The organism is Bacillus sp. K2I17, from assembly GCF_002209985.1.
Lineage (GTDB): Bacteria > Bacillota > Bacilli > Bacillales > Bacillaceae_G > Bacillus_A > Bacillus_A wiedmannii.
In genome coordinates this window covers 1-11,347 of the sequence record NZ_NJGF01000071.1, presented here as the reverse complement: position 1 = coordinate 11,347, position 11,347 = coordinate 1, and the positions used below count along the sequence as shown (strand labels likewise).

Here is an 11,347-nt window from a genome sequence, read left to right as displayed (position 1 = left end):
ACCAGTATTACCATCGATATCTAGATAATGGTCTTTCCATTGAGTATTAGCATTATTTTGTAGACTGATTAAACCTTGACGATTAGAGGGATATTTAGTTTTAATATAATTTGTTCTGTTTATAGGATAAGTTGGAGTTGAATAATAAAGATAATTAAAATAAGGAATAGTATAATATGGGTTAATTGAGTGAAAATTTCTGTAATCCTGATAAGGTACATGATATGGATAATTGACAGGATAATATAGACAATGAGTATAGCAGTTCATTTGTCACATCCTTTCCGAAGTTCTTCATATGAGTGATTTCTCAGTCTTTTTTAAGTGAATATCATATTCAAATCTAGTTAACATAACGTCTCATTATCGGTAGAGAGGAAAAAGAAGAAACCCTACTTTCACAAGAGAATCTCCTTTTTCCTTTCTATGGAGCTATGCATTTTTTTATACATTCCTATTATGCCTCGTTTTTAGGTTTCTCGTTTGTTACTGGATTACTCGAAAAATTGTATAAAATTTTGCATACTCTTAGCTTGGTTTTTTCCGAAATGCTAGCGGTACCCCATGCCCATCAACTTAAGTATTTTAACTACCCACCAAGTGTAAAAAAAGCTATTTTTTCTAAACAAGCTATATTTATAGATTTGAAATAAAGTTACGATGTTTTTAAGATAGACGCGAAGGCTTGATTGAATTTTTATAAAACGAAATGTTCATTTAAAAGTAATGCATCCATTTTGATTAGATTTTTTTCAAAATGGATTTTTCATTTTATCGAAATCATCCAATATACTTGTAATTTATATAACAAAAAATATCTTTTGTATAATTAAACTTTACTTTTTTATAAAATAAGTTTAATATATATTTTAAGAAAGGAAGGTGTTAACTGTGAAAGAAAAATTTGGAGATTCTATAATAAATAAAGTGTATGAACATAGAGTTTTAAGAAGAATGTCACAAAAAGATTTAGCTGATGCTGTTGGCGTTTCTAAGCAAACGATATTTGTTATGGAAAAGAATAATTATTCTCCCTCACTGGTATTAGCATATCGAATAGCAAATTATTTTGAGGTTGATATAAACGAAATATTCTCTTATGTAGGAAAGGAAGATAATAATGATTGATCTATTAAACAAATGGATGTTAGAAAGCACAGATAATTTCAATATCGTTGTAGGCTTTACATCAGTTCTACTTGTAGGTTCATGTATTGCACTTATTATCATCTATAAGAAAATTGGGAAACCAGATGAAAGAACAAATGCCATTTATTTAAAAATTACTTCTCGTATGTTTTCTATTCAAATTCTAATGAATGCTATATTTATTTCATTAGTTGGTAAAGATATTGAGACATTCCGTCAAATCTTTATATTATTTGAAGCTTTTGTATTATTCGTTGGAGCTATTTATTCGTTTAAATTATATAGGCAAGAATTTAAATAATTGACTTGCAAAAAAACAATAAAAAACAGTAGTGGTTTTATGCACTACTGTTTTTTGTTGCTTTGGTTGTAAGTGCTAGCTAATCGTGTGGGGACAAAATCTCTCAAACAATATCGCATAAGAACATTTACAAAGGGCGATTCGAAGTGCATTGTAGAAAATATCTAATTGGAGATATAGAAAGGATGATATTTTTTATGAATCTTTCGATTCAAAGTGAACTACAATTATTTGCTGAAGAATTATATGAACATCTTACTCCTTCATTTTTAGAAAACCTTGCTAAAGAACTAGGGTTTGTACAACGGAAACGGAAGTTTTCAGGTCATGATTTAGCTATTATCTGTATCTGGATTAGTCAACGGGTAGCGAGTGATTCTTTAGTGCGACTGTGTAGTCAACTTCATGCTGTTACAGGAACTCTTATGAGTCCAGAAGGACTCAATAAGCGTTTAAATAAGAAGGCTGTTTGTTTTTTAAAACATATTTTCTCCATATTATTAAAAAATAAAATTTGTGAAACATCCGTGATTCCAAGCTCTTCAATCACCTATTTTCAACGGATTCGTATTTTAGATGCGACGATTTTTCAAGTGCCAAAACATTTAGCTAGTGTGTATCCTGGATCAGGTGGTTGTGCACAAACAGCGGGTATAAAGATTCAATTAGAATATGATTTACATAGCGGACAGTTTTTAAATTTTCAAGTTGAGCCAGGAAAGAATAATGATAAGACCTTTGGAACAGAGTGTTTAGCGACATTACGGCCTGGCGATCTATGTATTCGGGATTTAGGTTATTATTCGATGGACGATTTAGATCAAATGGACCAACGAGGTGTGTATTATATATCGCGGCTTAAACTAAACAATATGGTGTATATCAAAAATGAGTTTCCTGAATACTTTCGAAATGGGACAGTAAAAAACAGTCTCAGTATATCAAAGTTGATTTAGAACACATTATGAATACTTTAAAACCAGGACAGGTCTATAAAATAACAGATGCTTAAATTGGGAAAGATAAAAAACTATTTACACGAGTTATTATATATCGATTAACTGAAAAACAACTTCTAGAACGTAAGAAAAAACAAGTGTATACGGAAAGTAAAAAGGGTATTACGTACTCAGAGAAAAGTAAACGATTAGCTGGTATGAACATTTATGTTACCAATACCCCTTTGGAATGGGTTCCGATGGAACAAATACATGATTTTTATTCACTCCGCTGGCAAATTGAAATTATCTTTAAAACTTGGAAATCCTTATTTCAAATTCATGATTGGCACAATATCAAACAAGAGCGATTAGAATGCCATATTTATGGAAAGCTCATCGCTATTTTTCTATGTTCTTCTACTATGTTTAAGATGCGACAATTAATTTTACAAAAGAAGAAAAGAGAATTAAGCGAATATAAAGCCATTGGAATGATTCAAGACCATCTATACATTCTATATCAAGCTATACAGCAAAACACCCGAAGCATAACAAAGATTTTAATTCGCCTGTTCCGTCTTCTACAGAAGAATGGACGAAAATCTCACAGATATGAGAAGAAAACTATCTTTGATATTATGGGTGTTGTCTATGAGTATAATGGACTAAGAAATCAAAAGAAAATTGCATAATCAAAAAAGTGAAACCCGTTAGGGTTTATTTGGTATGCGCATTTTTAAGAATATACTTCTATTTTGAGAATGTTTTAATCCGGCTGAATGAAAGCTCAGTTTTTTCACTCTTAAGTTGATGGGCATGTAGCGGTACCCCTAGTAAGACTGCATTCTAGATTTTGATTTAACCTATAGTAAACTTATGATTTTAAAATTATTCTTGCATTTGATTAAAAATACCATTATATTTGCATTAACAACTATATAAATAAAACATAATTTACGTGAAGGACACACCTTACGTACCATCCCAACGGTACAGGTGTGTCCTTTTTTACGTTCTAGGAGGAAAATGTAATGACAGACGAAAAGACAAACACTCAAACTGTAGAAGAACATGGAATGGTTTTTGAATCAGAGAATCCGCAAGGTGACACACTGCTAGAAACAAACTTTAATCAATTCGAGCGAGTACGTGAACATGAATTAGAGGAATTAGCCCGTATGAAACGTGAGCGCACTGTAGGGAAAGGTTTAATTACAGTCGTATCTGAAAAACTATTCCCGACTAAAAACGGAACGTCTGAGCGTATACAAGTGCTTACAATGCAAATTGGTACTCATACAACTGCATATTGCCCAATTACAGAGGCAGGTATAAATATTCCTAAAAATCCTCAATGGCTAGTGGGTAGAACAAAGCCTGTTATTATTGAACACTTCCAAAAAACTGAAGAAGGCAACTTTGCAGTTGTATCTATCACAGCAGGGGAACTAGCACTTCAAAAAAGGCTATATGAAGAAGTAGAGACACAAGAGGGGAATAAAGTATACACAGGAACCGTTTCTGGACATATTCCATCTGCACAAACTGTATTGGTTGAAGTTCATGGCGTAACAGTAGGGATTAGGTACTCACACTGGTCCCATTCATTCGTTCGTCCAGAGGATATTATTATTGGTGATGTTATAGAACTTATTATTGATAAAGTGGTAGAAAAAAATGGCCGCTATGAGTTTAGAGGGAATAAAAAAATATTAGAAACAGATCCTATGGAGAAGCTATTAGAACTAAACAAACGCCGTGACCGCTTTGTAGGTAAAATTGTAGGTGTAGATGCAATTGCTGGGATTTTCGTTGAGGTTGCACCAGGTATTCAGTTTAAAGGACTAAAGAGCCGTAATCTTGCAAACCCAACCCCAGAAGATGCAATTAACCAAACAATCGTTACATGTGAGCTGCTTAATATTGATGCTAAAAATAGAAGAGGAACCGTACGTATCCTAAATTATCCGCAAGGCCAGAGTAAAAAATCTAATTCGTCAATTTACCAATTTTAATGGATGATTATGCGTACAATAGAGAAACAAATGTCTACTTATATCCCTTCTATTCCTCATTTATCAAGTGAGGATGTACAAGGACTTCAAATATATCGGATACATGATTTGGATAAAACCTATGTATTCCACTCTTATGACGAATTAGTTAAGTTTAAGCAGCATTTAACAGAAGAACAATATGCATTACTCACTTTCATTGGTTTGCATATGTCCGTTAGATTCAATCATTTATTATATTTATTCAAAAGTAAATATTCACGTAAGAAAATAAATGATGCACTTCAAGGATTACTTTACTATCGTCTAATTGAGAAATGGCAAGTAGAGATTTTTGATATGGAGATCTTTGAAGAAACATATACGTTATCCGATAATGGTTATAAACTCTTAAAATACTGGCAAGGAAATATGTTCTTCTTTGCTCCAGAGCGAATTGATAATCATGGTAAATATGTTCACCTACGTTATTGGCATGATATAGACCTACTTTGCCACCTGCGTTATGCTTCATCCTTTTTAGGGCATATTATGCATCCATCCATTAATAAAGGGGTTTTTACCCCTCCTTTAAGTTTTATAGTAAACGGCGGGGAAGAACGTAAATTTAATTTCGTTGTATACTCTACCTTGTTATCTGATAAAAAAGACCGATTAAAACGAATAATTGCTAGATGGAAAACTTTTGTAGAATCAGGAAAAGATATTATTATGCGGGGTTTTGGAAATAATCCTACTATCTTGGTTATTTATGTTTCTACTGAAAAACAAGCAAAGCAAATTAATAATGAACTATTACTTGACCTGCTTCCTGGTAAAGTATTGTTATGTATAGGAGAGACCTTGCATATACAAGGATTACAACATGCATTTTATCAGCCCCTTTCAGAAGGGGAGATTAAACAATTAAATACAAAGCTATTCGCAACACACTAGGCCACCCTTACAAGCTATTAATTTCTTTTAAGGGTGGCTTGTTTACTGCTTTGTATTCGCTGCTTAAACTCCTTTGGTAAACAGTTATTCTCTTTTTTAAACAACTTATAAAACTGTGACATGTTTGCAATTCCAACTTCACATCCAACATCTGTAATACTAAGGTCGCTTGTTATTAATAAACTTTCTGCTTGTTTGATGCGCTTATAATTCACATAATCAAAAAAGGAAATACCCATAATTCTTTTAAAGTATTTTATGAAATAATGATAGCTTAAATTTATTAAAGCGCATGCTTTGGTTACGGTTATCTTTTCTCCTAAATGATCTTCTACATAATCAAGTACTGGTTTTAAACGAGCCAAGTCGTCTTGTTCACTATAATTTAAAATGTTATGTTTGTCGTTTCTTAATAGTATTAAGAGTAATTTCTTAATAGCAACACTAATAGCGATTTCATATCCGTTTATTTTCTTTTTTGATTCTGTAAAAATTTCTATAATAAGAGCATAAGCTTCATGTTTTACTACTTCATTTTGTTCAAAAATATAGTTTAACTCATTTAAGGATTTTGTTCGTTCTGAAAAGCAATGTAAATATTGTATAATGCTTCGGTCAAAGTGTTGTTTTAAATTCACTTGGAACACAACGTAGTGTAAAGAATCTGCAGAAGGTTTATGTGACCGATGTAACTCAGATTTCCCTAAAATAAAAACATCTCCAGGGCCAAGAACAATATACTTATCTTTACTTTGTATGCCTAAATATCCTTCTATAATTGCTAAAAACTCAATCTCTTCATGATAATGCCAAGGTGCCCTCTCAATTTGATCATAATAAGAAGTTTCCATAACAATGTCCCATACCTTTAAAAATAGTAATGGATTTTGATAAATGACCTTTTCTTCAATTGCTTCAGTATGTTTATTACAATTCCCTTCTGTCATAGACGTTTACACCTCCTTGTTAGCAATATAACACTTTTATCAAAAGTTTTCTTATTTCTTATAAAAAAAGGCAACTTTTGATAAAAACATAACGATATATAGCATATTTTTTCAATCAAAAAATTTCTATAATAATTTCAAATCAAGCAAAAGGAGGATATGATCTTGAATATTTTAAAGGTAGGTATTATTGGATGTGGAAGCATCGCGCAGCATCGTCATTTACCAGAATATGAAGCAAACCCATATGTACAGATTGTGGCTGTTTGTGATAGTAATAAAAAACGTGCAAAAGAGATTGCCAATAATTATGGTGTAAATATGTACACTGACTATAACGAGCTTATCAATTGTGAAGAGTTAGATGCAGTGAGTGTATGTACACCAAATCATTTACATGCATCAATTTCTATCGCTGCATTACAAGCAGGGATCCATGTGCTATGTGAAAAGCCAATGGCAACGTCAAAAGCAGACGCGGAAATGATGATTGGAGCTGCTGAAAAAAGCGGTAAAAAGTTAATGATTGGCCATAACCAGCGTTTTGTTGCTTCTCATCAAAAAGCAAAACAATTGATTAAAAGTGGTGCAATCGGCAAAATATATAGCTTTCGTACAGCGTTTGGTCATAGTGGTCCTGAAAATTGGAGTGTAGATGGAAAAGAGAGCTGGTTCTTAAAAAAAGAGGAGGCTTTTCTTGGTGCAATGGGTGATTTAGGTGTACATAAAGCGGATTTAATTCGGTATATTCTTAATGAAGAAATTACAGAGGTTGGTGCCTTTGTTGAGACAAGCGCGAAAACATTTTCGAATGTAGATGATTGTGCGGTATGCATATTAAAAAGCGAGAGTGGTATTATCGGAACACTTGCAGCAAGTTGGTCTTACGTTAGCAAGGAAGATAATTCAACAATTATTTATGGAGAAAAGGCCACTCTTCGCCTAGAAGATGACCCAACTAACTCACTCATTATCCAATATAAAAATGGGGAAGTTGTAAAATACGAGCTTAATAAAATTCAATCAAACGCCACTGTTGGCCAAAGTAATTCACATGTGATTGAGCAATTTGTAGTGTCTATCCTATCTGATAAGGAACCATTAATTAATGGTGTAGATGGAATGAAATCGTTAGAAGTCATTTTAGCAGCCATACAATCAAGTGAAACAAAACAAATTGTTACAATTCCATTATGAGAAAAGGGGAAGACATGATAAAACTACGCATTGGAATAATAGGGGCAGGAGGAATTGCACAAAATCGCCATATCCCTGCATTTGTAAAGTTACATCAATATTGTACGATTACGGCTATACATGATAGAAACATAGAACACGCAAAACAAATCGCTGAAACATATAACATTCCTTATGTATTTGAAACGTATGAAGAAGTCTTTAAAGAAGTTGATGCTGTTTGTATTTGTACACCTAATAAGTTTCATGCTGAGATTTCTATCGCAGCATTACAAGCAGGGAAACATGTATTATGCGAAAAAATGATAGAATCTGCAAAAAACAACGGTAAAAAACTTGCTATCGCTTATCATTATCGTTACATGAAAGAGTCGCAAGTTGCAAAACAAATGATGATAGGTGAGATTGGCACACCTCTTGTTATTCGTGTAAAAGCACTCCGTCGCCGAAAAGTACCAGGCTGGGGCGTTTTCACAAATAAAGAATTACAAGGTGGAGGAAGTTTAATAGATTACGGTTGTCATCTTCTTGATTTAGCACTTTGGTTAATTGGAAATCCAAAACAAACAGAAGTCATTGGTAGTGTCTATAATGCCGTTAGTAAGCTACCAAATCAAGTAAACATGTGGGGAAAATATGATTACAAAACATTTCAAGTTGATGATCATGTTACCGCATACATAAAGTTTGAAAATGGGGCATCATTGTTATTTGAAACTTCTTGGGCAGCAAATATTAAAAATGATGAAGAACATGTGAGTATCTCCGGAGTAAACGGTGGAATAAATGTTTTTCCAATTGAGTTATATACAATAAAACATAATATGATATTAAATAGTGAACCGGTTTGGATAGCAAATGACGGTGATCCTGGAATTTTGCAAGCAGAAAACTTTGTAAAAGCTTGCTTATACGATGAAGAATTAATTGTAAAGCCTGAGGAATCGCTGCAAGTATCGCAAATTATTGATGCAATTTACGAAAGTAGTAACATACATGAAGAAGGGACGGGAAGATAAATGAAATTAGGAGTATTTACAACACTTTTCTCTCACATGGAATTTGAAGAAATGCTAGATTATGTACAAGCAGCCGGTTTGCATGCAGTAGAAATTGGTACAGGTTGTTATCCTGGAGGTTCGCACTGTAACTTAGATGTATTATTAGAAAGTGAACAAGCCAGAAGCGTATATATAGAACATGTACAAAAAAGAGACTTAATCATTAGCGCTTTTAGTTGTCACGGAAATCCATTATCCCCAGATGCTGCTTTTGCAACAGAATCTCATGAAACATTGTTAAAAACCATTCAACTAGCTTCACTACTAGACGTACCTGTTGTGAATTGTTTTTCAGGCGTAGCAGGTGACCATGAAGGCGCAAAATACCCGAATTGGCCTGTTGCACCATGGCCAAATGAATACAATGATATTTTAAAATGGCAATGGGAAGAAAAGCTCATTCCTTATTGGAAACAAGTTGGTGAATTTGCAAAAGAACATGGTGTAAAAATTGGTTTAGAACTTCACGGTGGTTTCTTAGTACATACGCCATATACATTACTAAAACTACGTGAAGAAACATGTAACGCGATAGGTGCTAACTTAGACCCTAGTCATTTATGGTGGCAAGGAATTGACCCTGTCGTCGCTATTAAGTTATTAATGAAAGAAAATGCAATTTATCACTTTCATGCAAAAGACACTTACATCGATCAAGATAATGTAAATATGTATGGTTTAACAGACATGCAGCCCTACGGTAAAGTGAAAACAAGAGCTTGGACGTTCCGTTCTGTTGGTTGTGGCCATAGCTTAGAAGAATGGTCACAAATGATGAGTGCACTTCGTACATATGGATATGATTATGTTGTAAGTATTGAACACGAAGATCCACTCATGTCTATTCAAGAAGGATTTAAACGTGCCACAAAAAATCTTCAATCTATTTTAATTGAGGAAAATCCTTCACAGATGTGGTGGGTGTAACTTTGTTTAAAAAGAAAGGAGTAACATTTTTTCAGAGAAGCCATTCGTAAAAGAATATGAGCTTCTCTTTTTTTTAAAGAAATGTTTAAAAAAGGACGTAATATTCCAAAAAAACTTAAGAAAACTAATTATCCTGTATCTACCTCTATACAAAGTGCGGATTTTACGAAATAATATTCTTTGACACCTTCTCTAAAAATAACAATATATATAAATATAGTTATTTTATTGAAGGAATACATAAGAAAGGAGCACTACATTGCTACGTATACAAAGAGGGTACATGTACGATCCAGATGATAATGAGGTAATTGTGAACGAAATTTTCTACAACGCTGCATCCGAGCAAAAGCTAGGAAGTAAAATGGATGTGTTTGCTGCAGACAAACTACCTACTACCATTTTTGAAAAGGTCCAAGAAAATGAAAGTATGTCTTACATGGAAAGTATGGAAGTAGAAGAAGAAACCATTCAAGAAATACTTTGTTATTTAGACCAAAATCAAAAGCCAGAAAAACTTTATTTTGAAATGCAGTACATGAAGTAACACCAAGAACTGAAAATAAGAGGGGATTTTTAGCAGGGGAAACAGGGGCACTATTATTCAATACATATAACAGCTGCATAGAAAATTCCTTCTTATCTTCGTGCAATTAAAAACAATTGAACATCATATAAAAATAGATTAATATAAAAGTATATTTATTGTTTAATTGATTCCGTTTATTCCCACACCTTTTTGTTTTGTGGTTGAGTTGTAGAAGCAAGTTGCGTCTTGTTTCATTTTTGAAAGGACTTCTTTGAGCCGATTGGTGTATTTAGCTTATTTTGCTATGCACATTTTTAATCGACTTAAAGAAGCCTTTTTGTGTTGTCTTTAAGTTAGGAACTATATGTATTAGACCATTTGGGATAAAAGAATAGGAAGAGGAATTTAAGCACATTTTCAAAGTGCTTTTTTCTATATTGAAGGGGGAATTACAAATGAATTTTTTTCAGGTTAGTTATGGATGTTGAAAAAGAATTAAAAGAGATTTTATATTGTAAAGAACTTATGAGGGATATGTTCTCTTTATCAATTGAGGGAATTAAATATATAGGTAAAGAGAAAGTTTATATGTATCTTGCAGTAATTTCAGAGCATGAACCGAATATTTTCTATCGTATAGATAAAGATCTTGATACATTCAGGTTTGAAAAAGGCTCCTGGGTCTACGCTATTACACTGTAAAAAAGCGAATTTAGAGAACGTCAAATATTAAAAGCGGTAAGAAATTACAACCAAATCTAGGAATTTTTCATATCCTACTTTTGTTAAGAATTTCTGAACTCTCCGCTTTTAAGAACAATTCATAAAAGAGACATAGTACAGTAAAGATAGAATGGAATGAAGCTATAGAAAATATGAGATTTATATATATACGTAAAGAACTTGTTGCAATGCTAAAAGCACAAGGAATTAGAAAACGTAAATCTGAGAGGAGTCTACAATATGATTACAGTTAACCGAGGATATATGTATGATCCAGATGATAATGAGGTCTTAATTACCGAAATTTATTATGAAGCTGCTACAGATACTAAATTAGGAAGTAAAATGGATAGCTTATCTTACGCAGTTATTCCTAATGAAATTAAAGGAAAAATAGAAGCAGCTGCTTCATTATCCTATATGGAAAGCATTGAGATGTCTCAGCAATTAACTGCCGTATATCAAAATGAAATCAACATGTATGGAAAGCCAGAAAAATTGTACTTTGAGTATACAAACATTTAAAAAGAAAAAAGACATTGAGCTAATTGGTTCTTGGTCTTATCCCCGTCAAGTAGACAGCTTTAAAAAAAGACTAAGCAGCCATTGAGATTCGATATT

At 32.9% G+C, this 11,347-nt stretch carries 11 protein-coding genes and 2 pseudogenes; 11 read left to right on the top strand and 2 right to left on the bottom strand.

What is annotated here, in order from left to right:
- Positions 1-270 (bottom strand): annotated as a pseudogene (locus CER22_RS33550) (hypothetical protein); the annotation flags it as partial.
- Positions 271-891: 621 nt separating this feature from the next.
- Here CER22_RS33550 and CER22_RS29865 point away from each other — a divergent pair.
- The 5 genes and pseudogenes from CER22_RS29865 to CER22_RS29840 all read left to right on the top strand — a co-directional run bounded on the left by CER22_RS29865 (position 892) and on the right by CER22_RS29840 (position 5,342).
- Positions 892-1,128 carry a helix-turn-helix transcriptional regulator gene (locus CER22_RS29865; protein ID WP_000659713.1) on the top strand — a complete coding sequence of 79 codons (237 nt, stop codon included), beginning with the start codon at positions 892-894 and terminating at the stop codon, positions 1,126-1,128.
- On the top strand, positions 1,121-1,450 hold the full coding sequence (locus CER22_RS29860; RefSeq protein WP_088610364.1) for a 6-aminohexanoate hydrolase: 330 nt from the start codon (positions 1,121-1,123) through the stop codon (positions 1,448-1,450). The genes CER22_RS29865 and CER22_RS29860 overlap by 8 nt, the downstream gene beginning before the upstream one ends.
- Positions 1,451-1,647: 197 nt before the next feature.
- A pseudogene (locus CER22_RS29855) lies at positions 1,648-3,083 on the top strand (IS4 family transposase).
- A gap of 339 nt (positions 3,084-3,422) precedes the next feature.
- Positions 3,423-4,406, top strand: coding sequence for an RNA-binding protein (locus tag CER22_RS29845; protein ID WP_088610362.1), 984 nt, complete (start codon positions 3,423-3,425; stop codon positions 4,404-4,406).
- Between the two features lie 9 nt (positions 4,407-4,415).
- The gene (locus CER22_RS29840; RefSeq protein WP_088610361.1) at positions 4,416-5,342 is read left to right on the top strand and encodes a hypothetical protein; all 927 of its coding nucleotides are present in this window, start codon (positions 4,416-4,418) and stop codon (positions 5,340-5,342) included.
- A gap of 17 nt (positions 5,343-5,359) precedes the next feature.
- Here CER22_RS29840 and CER22_RS29835 read toward each other — a convergent pair whose 3' ends face one another.
- Positions 5,360-6,289, bottom strand: a complete 930-nt coding sequence (locus CER22_RS29835) for a helix-turn-helix domain-containing protein (protein ID WP_088610360.1) — start codon at positions 6,287-6,289, stop codon at positions 5,360-5,362.
- A gap of 165 nt (positions 6,290-6,454) precedes the next feature.
- Between CER22_RS29835 and CER22_RS29830 the strand changes: the two genes are divergently transcribed.
- From CER22_RS29830 to CER22_RS29805, 6 genes are all read left to right on the top strand, one after another.
- Positions 6,455-7,486, top strand: coding sequence for a Gfo/Idh/MocA family protein (locus tag CER22_RS29830; protein WP_088610359.1), 1,032 nt, complete (start codon positions 6,455-6,457; stop codon positions 7,484-7,486).
- 14 nt (positions 7,487-7,500) lie between these two features.
- Entirely contained in the window at positions 7,501-8,505 is a 1,005-nt protein-coding gene (locus CER22_RS29825) for a Gfo/Idh/MocA family protein (RefSeq protein WP_441296826.1), read from the top strand.
- Complete coding sequence (locus CER22_RS29820; RefSeq protein WP_088610357.1) at positions 8,506-9,474, top strand: sugar phosphate isomerase/epimerase family protein; 969 nt, start codon at positions 8,506-8,508, stop codon at positions 9,472-9,474. It begins immediately after the preceding gene.
- A 283-nt stretch (positions 9,475-9,757) separates the two neighbouring features.
- The gene (locus CER22_RS29815) at positions 9,758-10,021 is read left to right on the top strand and encodes a hypothetical protein (RefSeq protein WP_088610356.1); all 264 of its coding nucleotides are present in this window, start codon (positions 9,758-9,760) and stop codon (positions 10,019-10,021) included.
- A gap of 459 nt (positions 10,022-10,480) precedes the next feature.
- Positions 10,481-10,705 (top strand): hypothetical protein, encoded by a 225-nt coding sequence (locus tag CER22_RS29810; protein WP_088610355.1) that lies wholly within the window; start codon positions 10,481-10,483, stop codon positions 10,703-10,705.
- Positions 10,706-10,966: 261 nt separating this feature from the next.
- Positions 10,967-11,251 (top strand): hypothetical protein, encoded by a 285-nt coding sequence (locus CER22_RS29805; RefSeq protein WP_088610354.1) that lies wholly within the window; start codon positions 10,967-10,969, stop codon positions 11,249-11,251.
- The last annotated feature ends 96 nt before the right edge of the window (positions 11,252-11,347 follow it).

Coding starts and splice junctions, on each gene's coding strand:
- CER22_RS29860 (WP_088610364.1), top strand. CDS start 1,121: ATGATTGATCTATTAAACAAATGGATGTTAGAAAGCACAGATAATTTC.
- CER22_RS29845 (WP_088610362.1), top strand. CDS start 3,423: ATGACAGACGAAAAGACAAACACTCAAACTGTAGAAGAACATGGAATG.
- CER22_RS29840 (WP_088610361.1), top strand. CDS start 4,416: ATGCGTACAATAGAGAAACAAATGTCTACTTATATCCCTTCTATTCCT.
- CER22_RS29835 (WP_088610360.1), bottom strand. CDS start 6,289: ATGACAGAAGGGAATTGTAATAAACATACTGAAGCAATTGAAGAAAAG.
- CER22_RS29825 (WP_441296826.1), top strand. CDS start 7,501: ATGATAAAACTACGCATTGGAATAATAGGGGCAGGAGGAATTGCACAA.
- CER22_RS29820 (WP_088610357.1), top strand. CDS start 8,506: ATGAAATTAGGAGTATTTACAACACTTTTCTCTCACATGGAATTTGAA.
- CER22_RS29815 (WP_088610356.1), top strand. CDS start 9,758: ATGTACGATCCAGATGATAATGAGGTAATTGTGAACGAAATTTTCTAC.
- CER22_RS29810 (WP_088610355.1), top strand. CDS start 10,481: ATGGATGTTGAAAAAGAATTAAAAGAGATTTTATATTGTAAAGAACTT.
- CER22_RS29805 (WP_088610354.1), top strand. CDS start 10,967: ATGATTACAGTTAACCGAGGATATATGTATGATCCAGATGATAATGAG.